At 62.6% G+C, this 16,437-nt stretch carries 13 protein-coding genes and 2 pseudogenes; 7 read left to right on the forward strand and 8 right to left on the reverse strand.

Annotation, left to right across the window (positions count from 1 at the left end):
* The 4 genes from NKH80_RS25855 to dhaK are packed head-to-tail and all read left to right on the forward strand — an operon-like array spanning position 1 to position 3,347.
* A complete protein-coding gene (locus NKH80_RS25855; protein ID WP_352994417.1) occupies positions 1-303 on the forward strand; it encodes an HPr family phosphocarrier protein in 303 nt (100 codons plus the stop codon).
* Positions 287-1,903, forward strand: coding sequence for a phosphoenolpyruvate--protein phosphotransferase (gene ptsP / locus NKH80_RS25860; RefSeq protein ID WP_352878188.1), 1,617 nt, complete (start codon positions 287-289; stop codon positions 1,901-1,903). Before NKH80_RS25855 ends, ptsP begins: the two co-directional genes overlap by 17 nt.
* 8 nt (positions 1,904-1,911) lie before the next feature.
* Positions 1,912-2,334 carry a hypothetical protein gene (locus NKH80_RS25865; protein WP_352479842.1) on the forward strand — a complete coding sequence of 141 codons (423 nt, stop codon included), beginning with the start codon at positions 1,912-1,914 and terminating at the stop codon, positions 2,332-2,334.
* Positions 2,335-2,360: 26 nt separating this feature from the next.
* Entirely contained in the window at positions 2,361-3,347 is a 987-nt protein-coding gene (gene dhaK, locus NKH80_RS25870) for a dihydroxyacetone kinase subunit DhaK (RefSeq protein WP_352506970.1), read from the forward strand.
* A gap of 283 nt (positions 3,348-3,630) precedes the next feature.
* On the opposite strand, the gene NKH80_RS25875 is transcribed toward dhaK, so the two are convergent.
* Complete coding sequence (locus tag NKH80_RS25875; RefSeq protein ID WP_352506971.1) at positions 3,631-3,816, reverse strand: DUF2259 domain-containing protein; 186 nt, start codon at positions 3,814-3,816, stop codon at positions 3,631-3,633.
* 86 nt (positions 3,817-3,902) lie between these two features.
* Positions 3,903-4,427: pseudogene (locus tag NKH80_RS25880) on the reverse strand (DUF2259 domain-containing protein); the annotation flags it as partial.
* 170 nt (positions 4,428-4,597) lie between these two features.
* On the opposite strand from NKH80_RS25880, the gene NKH80_RS25885 reads away from it, so the two are divergent.
* Both NKH80_RS25885 and NKH80_RS25890 read left to right on the forward strand, forming a co-directional pair.
* Positions 4,598-6,505: a propionyl-CoA synthetase gene (locus tag NKH80_RS25885; protein ID WP_352506972.1), complete on the forward strand. Its 1,908-nt coding sequence runs from the start codon at positions 4,598-4,600 to the stop codon at positions 6,503-6,505.
* 129 nt (positions 6,506-6,634) lie between these two features.
* Positions 6,635-7,399: a metallophosphoesterase family protein gene (locus NKH80_RS25890; RefSeq protein WP_352506973.1), complete on the forward strand. Its 765-nt coding sequence runs from the start codon at positions 6,635-6,637 to the stop codon at positions 7,397-7,399.
* 16 nt (positions 7,400-7,415) lie between these two features.
* Here the strand turns inward: NKH80_RS25890 and NKH80_RS25895 are convergent, their stop codons facing one another.
* The 6 genes from NKH80_RS25895 to NKH80_RS25920 all read right to left on the reverse strand — a co-directional run bounded on the left by NKH80_RS25895 (position 7,416) and on the right by NKH80_RS25920 (position 15,018).
* Positions 7,416-9,836 carry a polysaccharide biosynthesis tyrosine autokinase gene (locus NKH80_RS25895; RefSeq protein ID WP_352686986.1) on the reverse strand — a complete coding sequence of 807 codons (2,421 nt, stop codon included), beginning with the start codon at positions 9,834-9,836 and terminating at the stop codon, positions 7,416-7,418.
* A gap of 148 nt (positions 9,837-9,984) precedes the next feature.
* Complete coding sequence (locus NKH80_RS25900) at positions 9,985-10,881, reverse strand: UTP--glucose-1-phosphate uridylyltransferase (RefSeq protein WP_352649782.1); 897 nt, start codon at positions 10,879-10,881, stop codon at positions 9,985-9,987.
* A gap of 70 nt (positions 10,882-10,951) precedes the next feature.
* A complete protein-coding gene (locus NKH80_RS25905; RefSeq protein WP_352702483.1) occupies positions 10,952-11,902 on the reverse strand; it encodes a glycosyltransferase family 2 protein in 951 nt (316 codons plus the stop codon).
* Positions 11,892-12,842 carry a glycosyltransferase family 2 protein gene (locus NKH80_RS25910; protein ID WP_352994422.1) on the reverse strand — a complete coding sequence of 317 codons (951 nt, stop codon included), beginning with the start codon at positions 12,840-12,842 and terminating at the stop codon, positions 11,892-11,894. The genes NKH80_RS25905 and NKH80_RS25910 overlap by 11 nt, the downstream gene beginning before the upstream one ends.
* Positions 12,842-13,834 carry a glycosyltransferase family 2 protein gene (locus NKH80_RS25915; protein WP_352994425.1) on the reverse strand — a complete coding sequence of 331 codons (993 nt, stop codon included), beginning with the start codon at positions 13,832-13,834 and terminating at the stop codon, positions 12,842-12,844. The genes NKH80_RS25910 and NKH80_RS25915 overlap by 1 nt, the downstream gene beginning before the upstream one ends.
* An 11-nt stretch (positions 13,835-13,845) precedes the next feature.
* Positions 13,846-15,018 carry a glycosyltransferase family protein gene (locus NKH80_RS25920; protein WP_352994429.1) on the reverse strand — a complete coding sequence of 391 codons (1,173 nt, stop codon included), beginning with the start codon at positions 15,016-15,018 and terminating at the stop codon, positions 13,846-13,848.
* A gap of 302 nt (positions 15,019-15,320) precedes the next feature.
* Here NKH80_RS25920 and NKH80_RS25925 point away from each other — a divergent pair.
* Positions 15,321-16,373: pseudogene (locus NKH80_RS25925) on the forward strand (polysaccharide pyruvyl transferase family protein); the annotation flags it as partial.
* Positions 16,374-16,437 lie beyond the last annotated feature (64 nt).

Below are 16,437 nucleotides of genomic sequence, written 5' to 3' on the forward strand. Positions count from 1 at the left end.
ATGTCCGCAGCAGCCGAAGCCAGCGTCCTGATCACCCATGAGGTGGGGCTGCATGCGCGTCCTTCGGTGAAGTTCACCAAGCTTGCCAAGACGTTTTCGGCCGACGTCGAGATTGCGCTCGCCGCCAACGGGCCATGGTTCGACGCCAAGAGCATCGTCAAGGTGATGGCTGCGAAAGCGCCGAAAGGCACTGTCGTGCACATCAGAGCCAAAGGGGACGGCGCCGGCGAGGCGGTCGGAGCACTGGTCGAGCTGGTGCGCCGCGATTTCGACGAAGGCAAGGACCATGCCCGAATCGCTTAGGCTGCAGGGCATTTCGGCATCGGCCGGCTATGCCGAGGGGCCGCTGTTCGATCTGGACCAGGCTGCTGTGCGTTATGTCCGCAAGGCGACTGCCGCGGGCGAGAAGGCGGCGCTTGAGGCCGCCATCTCCATTGCCGCGGGCCGGCTCGCGACATTGATCGAAAGCAGCGACAGCGAGGCGGCCGCCATCCTCGAATTCCAGCTCGCCATGCTGGAGGACGACGCGCTGACCGGCCCGGCCTTTGCGCGAATTGCCGAGGGCATGGCTGCTGATGTGGCTTGGCGAAAAGCGCTCGACGCCGAGATAGCCGGCTATGAAACATCCGAGCAGGACTATTTCCGGGCGCGCGCCGCCGACATGCGCGATATACGCGACCAGGTGCTGCGCGCGCTGACCGGGGGCGGCGACATTGCGCCGCCGGCGGGTGCGATCTTCTACGGCGAGGATATCGCACCGACGCGCTTCCTCGAAACCGACTGGAGTGCAGGCGGCGGCATAGCACTTACGGCAGGAAGTGCCGCAAGTCATGTCGCAATGCTGGCACGCTCACGCGGCGTGCCCATGGTGGTGGGGCTTGGGCTCATGGAGCGTGGGCTGGCCAGGCCAGGTGCTTCGCCGGCTCACCTTACCGGAATCGCACTGCTCGATGCCGAACATGGTGGCATCGTGTTGGCGCCTTCGAAAGCGGAGATCGCCATATTCCGGCGATCGTCGTCGTCTTTCGCGGCGCATCGCGGCAAAGCGGCAGCCTATCTGACAAGGCCGGCGGCAACGAAGACCGGCATAGCGGTCCGCGTGCAGGTGAATATCGCCGATCCGTCCGATGTCGACAGCATCGATGCTGCGGCGTGCGACGGTGTCGGGCTGATGCGGACCGAATTCCTGTTCGGCAAGACGCTGCCGGGCGAGGAGACGCAATATCGCGCCTACCGCAAAGTGCTGGAATGGGCAGGCGAGAGGCCGGTGACGATCCGTACTGTCGATGCGGGCGGCGATAAGCCTGTGCCGGGCCTCACCGTCGAAGAAGGTAATCCGTTCCTTGGCCTGCGCGGCATCAGGCTGTCGCTGATGCGTCCGGAGGTCTTTCGTGTGCAGATCCGCGCCTTGCTACGTGCCGCCATGCACGGCAATTTGAAGGTGATGTTCCCGATGATCGCCGTTCCGGAAGAGTATGAACACGCCACCGCGCTGTTCGCGGAGGAGCAGGCTGACCTTTTGGCGCGCGGCATCGCGCACAAAATGCCGCCGCTTGGCATCATGGTCGAGGTGCCGTCGGTGGCCATCGCACCGGAGGCATTCGCCAAGGCCGCCTTCTTCTCGATCGGTTCGAATGATTTGACCCAATACGTGATGGCGGCCGCGCGCGACAATGCGTCGGTCGCACATCTGAATTCCGTCAGGCACCCGGCCGTGCTCCGGCTGATCGCCTCCGTTGCGGCCTTCGGCCGCGGGCATAATATCCCGGTCAGCCTGTGTGGCGATGCCGGCGGCGACCCCGCCTCGATCCCGGCGCTGCTCGAAACCGGCCTGCGTGACCTCTCCGTCGCTCCCGCCCAACTCGCGATGGCCAAGGCGGCCATCGCGGACGTTTCGATCTAGGCCCCGGCATGGCTGACAAGGCGTCGCAATCCGGCCCCGAAGAGGCGATCCGCGCCTACAAGACGATCCTGTCGCAGGTGATCGACCAGCGCCCGTCCGGCATGCGCCAGCGCCTCGCCGACGCGCTTGGAAAACACCGCAGCTTCGTCACGCAGATTTCAAGCCCAGCCTACTCGACGCCGATCCCGTCGAAGCATTTGCCGGCTATCTTCTCCGTCTGCCATTTCAGCCCGGTCGAACGCGATCATTTCCTTGAGGCCTACCATCGGGCGCATCCGGGAAAGATGTCGCTGGCCGCAGGCATGCGCAAGACACGTCATGTCTCGCTGATCGTTCCCGATTTCGGCGACGACAAGCAGAACGCGGCGCTCGACCGGGCGGTCAACGATTTCATCCAGAAGATCACCAGCATCGCCGGCAAGGGCAGCTGACGCTGGGCTATTTCGGGAGGACAGCCATGAAGAAATTTCTGAATTCGGTCGATACGGTGCTGACCGAGAGCCTCGACGGCTTCGTTGCAGCGCATGCCGATATCCTGGCGCTTGGCGAGGAACACAAATTCATCCGCCGCAAGCTGCTCAAGCCGGGCAAGGTGGCGCTGATCTCCGGCGGCGGCTCGGGTCACGAGCCGCTGCATGGTGGGTTCGTCGGGCACGGCATGCTGGATGCCGCCTGCCCCGGCCAGGTATTCACCTCGCCGACGCCTGACCAGGTGATGGCGGCGGCCGAAGTCGTCAATACGGGCGCCGGCTGCCTGTTCATCGTCAAGAACTACGAGGGCGACGTGATGAATTTCGACATGGCCGCTGAAATGTCGGAAGGCGTGATGCAAATCGTGACCAATGACGACGTCGCGGTCGAAAACTCGTCCTACACAACCGGCCGGCGCGGCGTCGCCGGTACGCTGGTGGTCGAGAAAATCGTCGGCGCGGCGGCCGAAGAAGGCATGCCACTGGAGCCGTTGAAGGCGCTGGGCGAGCGCGTCAACGGCGCGACGCGCTCGATGGGCGTGGCGCTGACCAGTTGCACCGTGCCGGCGGCGGGCAGGCCGACCTTCGATATCGGCGACGGCGAGATGGAGTTCGGGGTCGGCATCCATGGCGAGGCCGGAAGGCGGCGTGACACATTGAAAAGCGCCGACGCCATCACCGACGAGATCTGTACCGCAATCCTGGGTGACCTGGGCGACGGTGCCAGAGGCCAGGCACTGCTCTTCGTCAACGGCTTTGGCGGCACACCGTTGATGGAGCTTTACCTGATGTACAACAGCGCCCGCAAACTCTTCGAGAAGCACGGCGTCACGGTAACCCGGTCGCTGGTCGGGTCCTATGTTACCTCCCTCGACATGGCCGGCTGTTCGATCACGCTGAGCATGCTCGACGACGAGGCGGCTGTTTGGTGGGATGCACCGGTACATACGGCCGCGCTGCGCTGGGGCATGTAGCGGCGGAGAATGCCCTAGAAATAGTCGGTGATAGGACCGACATCGGCAACGCCGCGTACCGTCAGACAGTTGCCCTCCTCACCCTGCGTAAGATAAAGAATCTGCGGGTTTGGGGAGTTCGATCATGCGTTACAATTGGGATCGGGCGCCGACGGGTTTCGAGCGCCATGGAAAGATGCTGGCAGCCGCCTTGCTGATCGTCGGCGGGGTCGGACTTATGCTCGCTGCCCTCCCGCTTTAGGGACAACAACTCGGGTAGCGGACTACTTCCGTGCGCGTTGCCTCAGTGCACCTGGCCTGTCACGGCGAGAAAACGGCGGTCACGCCCTTCAAATCCCTGGCTGAAGCGCTGCACGAGCACGACAACCACGCCCGCTTTGCCGTCTGGGGTGAAGGTGTAGGATTCCGACAGGCTATAGGAGGTCGGGCAATTCCTCGAACCGGGTACAGTCCTGTCCTCGTGCAACACCTTGATCGGATGGCCGTCCTGGCCTGCAGCGTCAGGCGAAAGCCGAGCGCCTTGCCGGTCATCTCGCCCTGCTGTGCCCCGTCGAAACTCGCTGAACAATCCGCCGTGCTATCGGCAAGAATCTGCTCGAGCTGAATGGTCGAGATGCCAAGCTCGTCATAGGTCGGCGAAAGCCATTGTTGCGAAACCTGCTCGAGGCGCGCAATGTCGTTGTAGGCGACCATGTCGTCGGGAAAGGTGAACCTGTCCAAGGCAGTCCGCTCGCCACGCGGCGCTATGTAATACTTGGCCAGCAAGGGCGCCGCCTGCTCCGCGGCCTGTGCCCTTGCCTGCGCAAGTGTCAGCGTCGAATCCTCCGTCTCGTCGACGATGAGGATCGGCTTGCCGCCGACGAACTGATCGGTGCGGGTGTCGATGATGTCGATCTCCGACCAGCCCGAATCCGAAGCACCGGCATCGAGCGTGCCGTACTGTTCGAAGGCGAAGTAGTCGCCGTCTGGCGAAAAGCCGATGACGCGCCGAGCCGCCGCGTCGCCTGCCTGAGCAGCTGAAGCGAGCACCACCGCCAGCGTCGCAACCGCGGCAAACCCAAGCTCATATCGCAATTTCATCGCGCCCTGCCCCTAATGCCGAAAATTCGAACGATACCGGCCCCCAGACCACCATGACCCGCACTTGCGGCCAAGTTAGAACGACAGCAAACGAAACGCACAAATACATGGTTACACAAACCAGCATACGCTATTTCAAGGACAGCAAACATTCCTGGGGAGGAAGCTGGATGGCGTCACGCTACCACGAGATCTATGACGGCTGGAAACGCGACCCGGAAAAGTTTTGGGCCGATGCCGCGGGCGCTATCGACTGGTTCTCGCCCTTCGAGACCGTGTTCGACGCCAATGCCGGCGTCTATGGCCGGTGGTTCAACGGCGCTTCCTGCAACACCTGCTTCAATGCCGTCGACCGCCACGTGGCGGGCGGCCGTGCCGACCAGATCGCGTTGATCCATGACAGCGCGATTTCGGGCACAATCAGAAAATTCACCTATGCCGAGTTGAGGCGCGAGGTGGTCGCGCTGACGTCGGTGCTCAAGAATCGCGGCATCCAAAAAGGCGATCGCGTCATCATCTATATGCCGATGGTGCCGGAAGCAGCCTTCGCCATGCTTGCCTGTGCGCGGATCGGCGCCGTACATTCGGTGGTCTTCGGCGGCTTTGCCTCGCATGAGCTCGCCACCCGCATCGACGATGCCAAGCCGAAGCTGATCATCTCGGCGTCCTGCGGCCTGGAGCCAGGGCGCGTCGTTGCGTATAAACCGCTGCTCGACAAAGCGATCGAGATGTCGCGGCACAAGCCCGAAGCCTGCCTCATCCTGCAGCGCGACCAGCTGCGCTGCGAGCTCAGGGAAAATTACGATATCGACTATGCCGACGCCGTGGCGCGAGAGCGGGCCGCCGGCGCCAATGTCGACTGTGTCCCGCTGCTTGCCACCGATCCGCTCTACCTCATCTACACGTCGGGCACGACCGGCCAGCCGAAAGGGATCGTGCGTGACAATGGCGGCCATATGGTCGCGCTGAAATGGTCGATGGAAAACGAGTTCGGCGTCAAGCCGGGCGAAGTGTTTTGGGCGGCTTCCGATGTCGGCTGGGTGGTCGGCCATTCCTACATCGTCTACGGCCCGCTGCTGCATGGCTGCACGACCGTGCTGTTCGAGGGCAAGCCGGTCGGCACGCCCGATGCCGGCACCTATTGGCGGGTGATTGCCGAGCACGGCGTCGTCGCGCTGTTCACCGCGCCAACCGCCTTTCGCGCCATCAAGGGACAGGACCCGAAGGGCGAATTCGTCCCGAAATACGACCTGTCCAAATTCCGCACGCTGTTCCTCGCCGGCGAGCGCGCCGATCCGGAAACCATCAAATGGGCGGAGCAGAAATTGAACGTGCCGGTGATCGACCATTGGTGGCAAACCGAGACCGGCTCGCCGATGACCATCAACCCCGCCGGGCTGGGCCTGCTGCCGGTCAAATACGGCTCGCCCGGCGTGCCGATGCCCGGCTATGACATCCGCGTGCTCGACGATGCCGGGCATGAGGTCAAGCGTGGTACGCTTGGCAATGTCGTGGTGAAATTGCCATTGCCCCCCGGCTGCCTGCCGACGCTGTGGGATGCCGACGAGCGGTTTCGCCAAGCCTATCTCGAGGAGTTCCCCGGCTTCTACAAAACCGCGGATGCCGGCATGATGGACGAGGACCGCTATCTCTATGTCATGGCCCGCACCGACGACATCATCAATGTCGCCGGCCACCGGCTCTCGACCGGCGCCATGGAGGAGGTGCTGGCCGCGCATCCCGACGTCGCCGAATGCGCCGTCGTCGGCATTGCCGATGCGATGAAAGGCCAGGTTCCGCTCGGCTTCGTCGTGCTGAATGCGGGCGTCGACCGCGATGCAGGGATCATCGAGAGCGAGGTGGTTACGCTGGTGCGCGAACGGATCGGCCCTGTCGCAGCTTTCAAGACGGTAGTGACGATCAAGCGCCTGCCGAAGACGCGCTCCGGCAAGATCCTGCGCGGCACCATGCAGAAGATCGCCGACAAGGAAGAATGGAGTATGCCCGCGACGATCGACGATCCCGCCATCCTCGACGAGATCACCGCCGCGCTGAAGGGCCGCGGGATCGGCCTGTAAGAACGCCGAAGCCGAGTTGCGTTCGAAGCTCCGGTATGGAACGACCGGTGCCAGACATGGTATCCACGCGCTGCGTCGCCATGTTGTTTCGAGATCGAGGCGCATTCACAGCCATACGGGACGCCATTCGTGACCTTGTTCCAGCGATCGAGAAACACCCGGACCGCGGCGCGCCAGCGGCTCGAGATCGATATCCGGGACTCAGTCGTCTACGCGATCGGCGACGTGCATGGCTGCTATAAGGAGCTTCGCTCCCTGGAGCAGAACATCCTGCTCGATTCTGCGTCTTTCGAGGGGCGCAAGCTCATCATCATGCTTGGCGACTACGTCGATCGTGGCCCGCAGTCGGCGCGCGTGCTCGATCATCTGCTGGCGCCGCCACTCCAAGGCTTCCAGCGTATCTGCCTTGCCGGTAACCACGAAGTCGTGATGCTGAACTATCTCGACGGGATCATTTCGAGAGAGTCGTGGCTGGCGATAGGCGGCCTGCAAACGCTGTTTTCCTACGGCGTCGACCCGGACCGCATGGCCGATCTCTACGGTTCAAACGAGGAGGTCGACGGGCGCATTCGGGAGATCATTCCCGCCGACCACGTCAGTTTCATGCGTGCGCTGCCGGTCATGGTCTGTTCGGCGAAATTCGTATTCGTTCATGCCGGCATCAGGCCGGGCATCGACCTCGCCGCACAAGACGAGGACGACCTGCTCAACATCCGCTCGGAGTTCTTCGAAGCCGCGCATCTTCTCGACCGCTATGTGGTGCACGGGCATACGCCGGTCGAGCTTCCGAAGCTCGAGGGACGCCGGCTTGGCATCGACACGGGCGCCTTCCAAAGCGGCCGGCTGACCGCAGTCAGGATCGCCGACAAACGCGCCAGGCTGATATTTTCCTGAGCGCGATATCCGTCGCTCAGGCGGCCGCCTTTGTGCGCGCTTCCGATTTTTCCAGATAGTAGCTCGAATATTTGTCGAAGAATCTTTCGGAGCCGCCGATCGAGCCATACTTGGCCAGTTTCTTCAATTCGACCTTGTTCAGAACCGCGCCGACGATCTTCTTGGCGATATAGGGTTCTGAGCTCAGCACGGACTGCACCATTGCCCGCGGCGTGCGTCCCCACTCGGCGACCAGCACGAAACCGTCGACAAGCGGGGCGAAGGCCTTGGCGTCGACGACTGGCCCGAGCGGCGGCAGATCGACGATGATGTATTCGAAAGTTTCCTTGGCATTGTCAATGAAGCGCCGCATGCCGGCCGAAGACAGAAGCTCGCTGGTGTGCGAAAAATGGCCACGCAGGACGGCCGGGATGATCGCCAGCTTGGTCTGCCGGTCGATCTTGCCGACCGACTGCCAGGTCCGCCCGCTCACCACTGCTTCCATCAGGCCTTGCTCGGCCTCCATGCCAAGGCTGCGGCTGAGGCCGGGGTTGCGCAGGTCACCGTCGATCAGCAGCGTTTTCGATCCGTTGGCGGCAAGCAGCCCGGCAAGATTGGCGGCAACCGTCGACTTGCCTTCGCCGGGCAGCACCGAGATCACACCAATGACCCGGCTGCCCTGGCCTTCCATCACGACATCGAAGGCGATCTTGGCGTTGCGCAGCGTCTCGGAGAACATTGACGCCGGTGCATCGACGGTTACCCGCATGCGCGCACGTTTTTCGGCTGCCGACAATGTTTTGGAGGACTGGGATTTGGAGGACTTGGCGGTCCTGGTTTCGGCGGCCTTGACGTCGGGCTGACCGTCGTCGCGCTGATCGTCCTTCCCAGCCTTGCCGATGACCGGCAGGTAGCCGAGGAATTTGAGGCCGACGCGGTCGCGCACATCCTCGCCGGTCCTGAAGAACCGTTCCCTGAATTCATTCAGGCCGCCAACCCCGGCCCCCATCATTATGCCAAGCGCCAGCGAAAGCCCCAGCACGATGGCCGTCCGCGGGGTTGCGGCCGACTGCGGCATCGTCGCATCAGAGATGACCCGGATCTTGCCGACCGGGAAGGATTGCTGCTGTGCAGCCTCCTCATAGCGGTTCAGGAATGTCTGATAGAGCGTCGAGAGCGCCGTCGCCTTCTGCTCCAGTTCACGCAGCTTGACCTGCGACTGGTTGTCGATGGAGCTCTTGCCTGCCGCCAAGGCGACATTTGCGCGGAGCGCGGTCTCGCGCGCCAGAGCGACCTCGTATTCGTTGCGGTAGCTTTCGGTGAGCTGCTTCAGCTCGCCGAAAATCTGCGCCGATATGTCAGCCTTCTCCTTGGCGAGCGCGACGGCCTGCGGATGTTGCGGGCCGAAATTGGCTTCGACATCCTGCTGCCGCTTGGCGACGGTGAGATAGCGGTTCTTGAGCGTCGTGATGACCGAGCTGCTCGGCTGGTCGTTCGATATCGCAGCGTCCTTGAACGCATTGTCCGAGCCGCTTTCGACGATCGACTTGTACTGCTGATAGCGGGCGCCGGCACGTGCGGTATCGGCCTGCGCGACGATCAGCTGGGTGTTGAGATCGGACAGTTGCTTGTCGCTGATCAGCTGGCCGTCATTGACGGCCAATCCATGTTCGGCCCTGAACTTTTCGACCGCCAGTGCGGCCGCCTGGGAGCTCTCACGAAGCTCGGTCAGCCGGCCTTGCAGCCAGACCGCCGCCCGCTCGGTCGCGTCGAAGCTGGCATCGAGCTGGTCGGCGAGATAGGCGTCGGCATAGGCCTTGGTGATGGCGGTCGCAAGCGCCGGATCCGTCGCCTGGAAGGAGATGCTGATGACAAAGCTTCGGCCGATCCGCTCGGCGTCGAGTTGGTTCTGCAGTTTGAAGATTGCGTAGTCGCGGGGCGACGACGATGCGGTGATCGCGTCACGCGTCGCAGCATCAAGCTGAGTGACGTCGGTCGTGCTAGCGGCGCGCTTGGGGCGGACAGACTGGATGATACCGCGTACAAAGCCTGCGACCTTCGACAGAGCCGACGTCGGAGGGTTCATGAAAGCGTCGTTCTGATCGAGCTTCAGCTTGTCGACGACCACCCCCGCCAGCCTGGCCGACTGCAGAATTTCGATCTGGCTCAGAACGGCGGAGTCGGTCTGCATGCTGACCGACGCCGCCGAAATGTCGTCGACGACCTTGTTCAATCCTTCGTCGATCAGCACGCTGCTCGTCGCCACATAGGTAGGAGGCGTCGTCTGCAAGTAGAGGACGCCGAGAAAGAGACCGATGACGGCACAGGCGGCAACCACTTTCGCCTGCCGCGCGGCCATGCCAAGCAGGCGCTCGATGTCGATGAAGTCTTCGGCGTTTGCCGCACTCGAAGCCGGCAATGGCGTCCTCTTCTCGACAGGAAAATTGGCATAGTTCATCTTCGGTCCAATTCTAGTTTGCAGGCGCTACCGCCTCGAAGGTCGGGACATAGGTGCAAACCTTGCGCCGGACAGTGCGCGTTACGCGCGGCGCAACGGCCTGTCCTGCGTCATCAGCCGCACCCACAATGCCTCAAAAAAATGGACATTATGCGGCTTCTTCCCGACGCTGGTGCGACCGGACGAATTCCTGCAGCATATCGAAGATCTGGCCCTTCATGTCCTCCCGCGCCAGCGCGAAAGCGATATTGGCCTGGATAAAGCCCTCCTTCGAACCGCAGTCGAACATGCGGCCGTCGAAAGGCTGGGCGAAGAAGGCTTGCGTCTGTGCGAGGCGCACCATCGCGTCGGTCAGCTGGATCTCGTTGCCGGCGCCGCGTTGCTGGCTGCCCAGCAGCGAGAATATCTCGGGCTGCAGGATGTAGCGCCCGTTGATGTAAAAGTTCGACGGGGCGTTGGCCGGAGCCGGCTTTTCGACCATGGCCGTCACCTCGAAGCCAGTGCCGACATCCGCGCCGCGGCCGACAATGCCGTATTTGCTGGTCTCGGTCGGGTCGCAACGCTCGACGGCGATGACGTTTGCGCCGGTCTGTGCATAAAGATCGGCGACTTCGGCGAGACAGCCGCGCCCGCCAAAGGACACCATGTCCGGCAAAAGCAATGCAAAGGGCTCGTCGCCGATGACTTCGCGCGCGCACCACACGGCATGGCCGAGGCCCTGCGGCGACTGCTGGCGGATGAAACTCGTCGCGCCGGCGACGGGAAGCAGGCTTTCGAGCGCTTCAAGCTGCGCCTTCTTGCCGCTCTGCTCCAGGGTTCCGATCAGTTCAGGATGCAGGTCGAAATAGTCCTCGATCACCGCCTTGTTGCGGCCGGTAACGAAGACGATGTGCTCGATGCCTGCCTCGAACGCCTCATCCACCGCATATTGCACGACAGGCCTGTCGACCACCGGCAGCATTTCCTTCGGCATGGATTTGGTCGCCGGCAGGAACCGCGTTCCAAGCCCTGCCACCGGTATGACTGCCTTCCTGACTTTTTTCATTGCATATTCCTTCTGATCGATTTCAACCCGTCGCAGGCGGCGAAAACTATCTTCATTCGCCCGCAGCCCTTCACCTCCCCGCCACTACGGCAAACTGTGCCGCTACCCTTCGCAGCCGGACGGCGATCGGCATGCTTATATGCCGAACCGCCGCCGGATCGCTGAGCGCCGTCCATATCGCCTTGAGCGGGGACCGCGCCTTGATGTGCTGAACCAGCGACAGGAATGACGCCGCCCGCCGCAGGCTGCGAGCGCGCCTGGCAAACGCCGCCGCGGCCGCAGCATCCATGGAATGGGTTCCGGCGAAGATGGCATCGGCCCTGCGCATCGCCTCGACGTGATGAAGCTCCAGCACCCGGGAAATGGAGCCGGTGCGGATGTGGTAGACATAGCCTGTCGTCGGTTCGACCACGCATTTGCCGCCTTTGGCCAGAGCATTGGCCAGGAGGATATAGTCTTCGCCGATGATCAAGCTTTCATCGTAGCGCAGCCCGTTTTCGTTCAGGAACCGGCGCTGGAAGATCGGCTTGAGATAGCCGAGATTGAATCTCGATTCGAAGACCACATTGCCGGCGATGTAATCCGCCAGCGAGATTTCACCGAGCCCTTCCAGATAGTCGGCCGGGAACATCGTCTCTTCGGCAACGCCATCCTCGCGAACGACCTGCAGATTATCGACCGCGATCTCGGCGCCCGCCTTCTCCGCGCGTTCGATCATGGTGCAAATTCGCCCGGGATAGACCGCGTCGTCGGAATCGAGGACCGCGACCCACCTGCCGCGGGCAAGTTCAAGGCCGGCGTTCCTGGCGCCGCCGGGGCCACGGTTTTGCTCAAGCGCGACCACGCGTACGATGCCTTCGGGGTAGGATCTCGCCAAATCGAGCGTCCGGTCGGCCGACCTGTCGTCGACGACGATAACCTCGACGCTGACATTGCGCTGGGCAATGGCGCTGGCGATCGCCCGATCGATGGTCGCCTCGGCATTGTAGGCGGCAATCACGAAGCTCACGTCAGGCTGCACGCTTGCCCCCTTGCTGCGGCGAAGACAGGCCGTATTGGCGGATTTCACGAACCCCGACGAGGCCGCTGACGACGCCGACATGCATAATGCCGCGAAGCAGGCTGCGGTTCCGGCGCACGGGGTCGATGGCGACCGGAATTGCCGACAGGAAACTGTAGGCGGCCTTTGCCGCGGCAATGCCGACCTGCTTGAGCCGGGCAAGGCCGTGTACATTGCGCCCCAGAAGATGACCGTGCGTCTGCCCGACGCGGAACCGGCGGCGGCCGAGCCAGTCGAATGCCGCCCTGGCAGGTGGCACCGCTTCGTCGACCCAAGCCTCCGGCGAAAAGGCGATGCGGCCGCCGGCCTTGACCATCTGGTCGAAGAATTCCGTATCTTCGCCACCGGTCTGGCCACGTGCCAGGCTGAAGCGCCGGCCGCGCAGGCTCTCAGCCCCAATCCTGAGCAGGACGTTGCAGGTATAGCCGGTGCGGATCTCGCCGCGGACCCAGACCGGTAGGGTCGAGTGGAAATCACCCTTGCGCATCCAGGCGGGCGCATCCGCCCGGTAACGGGCTTGCACCGGCCCGAGAACGGCCGCAGCACCAGTAGCTTCCGCCGTCGCCACCAGTTCGGCAAGCCAGCCGGCGGTGGCCGTCTCGTCGTCGTCGATAAAGGCGACGAAATCCCTCGCACTGGCATCGAGGCAAGCGTTGCGCGCGATCGAGATGTTGCGGGCCGGGGCGTGCCGGTAGGTCACCGGCAGCTTCAACTCGGCCGCCAGCCTGGCGACCAGCGTTTCGGCCGTCGGCGTATCGTCGTTGTCCGCAATGATGACACCGACGTCGAATCCCACGGGCATATCCATGGCCGCTATGGAGCGAAGCGTGTCGGCAAGCTCCGGCCGGCGAAATGTGCAGATGCAGATATCGATGCTTCGATTTTTCCGGACCGGGTCCATCACGCTACCTCGCGCTGCGGTCGCGGTGCGAGCAGTTGCAGCCAGAAACCGACCGACCAGCCGAAATGCATAACCATTGCCGAGACCCCGGCAAGCGCAATGTCGGGTTTGCGCTGGCTGACGGCGGTCCAAAAGCCGTAGCCGAGGCAGACCGACGCCCATAGCAAAAGCGGCACGGCCGCCAGCCAGTGGACGAAGGAAAAGGCGGCGAGAAGAACCACGGGGAACACCAGAAGCGGCACCATTTGCCGGACCTTCGGGATCATGCGGTGCTTGAGAACGTTCTTTGCCCGGCCACGGCCATATCCGAGATACTGAAAATAGAGGCCCTTCAGCGAGGAGCGCGGGTAGTAGACCATCTGCGTCTTGCCGGTCATCCAGATGCGGTAGCCGGCCTGACGGAGCCGATAGTCGAGTTCGGCATCCTCATTGTGGCTGAACGTCTCGTCATAGCCGCCGACCGCGGTGAAGGCCGATATCCGCATCAGCGCATGGTGGCCATGATCGACCCATTCCCCCGCCGAAAGGTGCCGGTGCTTGGAGCCGCCGGTGCCGAGCCTGGAATTCTGCGCCGCTGCCGCTGCTTTCTGAACCATGCCGCTGCCACTGGTCAGCATCGAGACGACGACCGAATCCGCGCCGGTGGCCTGCGCTTCTTCGATCAGCCGGTCGCAATAATCCACGGGATAGCCGCCGTGCGCATCGATGCGAATGAGATGGTCGACGCCTTCCCCGAATCTGGCGACGGCGAGATTGATCGCCGCGCTCTGCAAGCGCTTTTCATTGTGCAGCAGGGTAACCCGCTGATCTTTTGCGGCGATATCCGCGACGATCGTCCTGGTGCCGTCCGTACTGCCGCCATCGGCAACGATGATCACGGCGCCCAGCCTCTCGGCCGCGGGGCGAAGCTCTCGAAGCAATGCGCCGATATGGGCCGCTTCGTTCAGGCACGGAACCACGATCATGCAGGATGGAATGTCGGTTTGCGTCATCGGCAGTCCTTCTATGCCAATGCTTCGGCAGCATATGGACCGGGAGCCGCAGTCAGCCCGCGGAGCTTTTCGACAAACGCCCGGCAATCGGCGCGGTCGTGGCTCCAGGTGCGCGGATTGCGGGCAAGAACACGCGCCCTCAATGTCTCGAACCGATGCTGCTCCATCGTGCCGACGGCGGCTTCGAGCGCCTCGGGCGTGGCTTCTGACAATAGAACCCCGATGCCTTGCCGGTCGAGGAACCGGCCGGTTTCGGTGGTTCCCATCGAAATCGGCACGGCTCCGAAGCGGCAGCCTTCATAGAGCCGGTTCGGCAGCAACCATTCGGAGTTCAGGCCCTGCTCAAAAAAGTCGATGGCCCAGGAAAAGTGAACCTCGTGGTAGATCGCCGCCATGTCCTCGGGATTGCGGTAGGGCCCGCCAAACGACAGCCAGGGTTCCGATTGAACAAAACCATGGAAATCGGGAAATTCGGACAGCGCCGGCCGGCCTCTGAGGACGATTTCAAAGCGGCCGTCGAGGCGGCGCGAAAATTCGGCCAGAAGCTCCAGGGAGTGACGGCAGCGGAGCGCACCGAACCAGCCGATCCGCCACGGCGGCGCAACGGGATTCTCCGCCGTAATGCGGTCATCCAGCGAAGCTGCGGCCGGCTCGAAATGCTTGTTTTCGAGCAGTTCGACCGGAGCGGCAACCTGTCCGAACGGCTTGAAATAGTTAGCGATGAAGGCCGGAGAGCTGGTCACCAGAAGCTTCACATCCCTGGCTAGGAAGCGTTCCGCACCGCGCATCGCCCAGCCCAGCGAATCGTCGCGAAGCAGCAGGCGATGGATGTCCAGGCACTCGTAGACGATCGGCACTGTTGCCTGGAAAGCCGACCTGGCGCGGCGGGCAAGCGCCAGCATTTCCAGATTGCGCGCGATAATGAGATCGGGCCGTGGCATTGAGCCCAGCTTCGAGCCGGTCGAGACCACCGCCTTCATGATCGCGGCCAGACGTTGGGCGAATCGGCCATCACGAGTCGGGCCGAGATCGATCGGCTGCAAGCCCTCGACATCAGCAACTGCGCTTGCCGTACGACGAAAGCCCGCCAGCGTAACCTGGGCGCCGCCTGCCTTGAGCATTATGATCCGCCGGCGCACTGCCGGGTCGGAGACGTCGTGTACCAAGTACAAGACATGCAGCATGAAAACTCGACCGCTGTTGGCCCGCCCGCGACGATGCTAGTACACCTCTTGCTGCATCGCAACATTTTTGGTTGCAGCGTAGCAAAGATCCCCGTTTTTTGTTGCACTGCAAAATCGATGGGTTAATCTCGCTCTGCTTGGGCCGCATGGACCGCGCGCTGGCCTGCCATCGGACTGCGCGCCAATAATCACGACGCGAGGACCATCCTTGGCGTGCAGCATTTTCGGCCAACCCGCCTGCAATTCGCCCCTTCGCGCCCGTCGATGGAAGCACGGGACTACTCACGAAATGAGGTCATTCCATGAAGATCGCGGTTGAAAACACCGTCTGCCTGAATACCGGGGATGCAGCGATTCTCCTGGCGATTCGCCATGTTTTCAAGACGATCGTGCAGGACGATATCCAGTTCTACGTCTTCGACAGCCAGCCGGAGGTGGCGGCGAGGCTCTACACGAAGAAGGACTATCCGGACCTCGAATTCCACAAGCTGCTGTCGGAATCGCTGTTCCGCTACAAATACGGCAGCGGGCTGAAGAACCTGTTCAAGCCGATCTACAATCGGCTCGTCCTCAATGCCCTGCGGCGGTTCGGCATCCGCGGCGTTGTTGGGCGTTTGTTCAGCTCAAGCAATCGCCGTGGTCTCGAGATCTACAAAGACGCCGATCTCGTGGTCACGACAGGCGGAACCTATCTCGTCGAGACCTACAATCTGGAGCGGCGCCTCAATCAATTCAGGATCGACGCGATTCTGGGCAAGGACCCAGTCTTCTTCACACAATCGCTCGGCCCGTTCAACAAAAGTTACAATCGCCAGGAGTTGAGCCCGATCTTCGACCGGAGCCCGCTCATCCTGCTGCGCGACGAACGTTCGCGGGGCCACATTGTGGACATGGTGAAAAACCCCGGCAAATGCCACGTCGTGGCCGACGCCGTCTTTGCCCTGGCCGACACTGACAGGATCGGAAAAATTCTGGCCTCCGGCCAGTCGGCGACCGTCACCGGCCGCGTCGCCATTTCCGTCCGTCACTGGAACTATGTCAGCGACGGCGAGGGCGGCATGCGCCGCTACATCGACTCGATCCGCGAGATCGCGACTATCCTGGTCAGGGACCACGCCAAGGAGGTCACCTTCGTCTCCACCTGCCAGGGCGTGCCGGAATACGCCCATGACGATTCCAAGACGGCGAGGGCGATCGTTGCCGAACTCGATCCGGAGATCGCCAAGCATGTCAGCGTGGACGCTTCGTTCCACACGCCGGAGCAATTGATGGCCCTGGTGAAAGGCTTCGACTTTGTCGTCGCAACACGCATGCATATGATGATCATGTCGCTCTGCGTCGGCACGCCGGTGCTGCCGATCGCCTATGAATTCAAGACCAAGGAGCTTGCCAAGCGGATCGGCGTCGCCGACCTGCTGC

The sequence above is a fragment of the Mesorhizobium sp. M0904 genome, from assembly GCF_040319475.1.
In the GTDB taxonomy this organism is placed as follows: Bacteria; Pseudomonadota; Alphaproteobacteria; order Rhizobiales; family Rhizobiaceae; genus Mesorhizobium.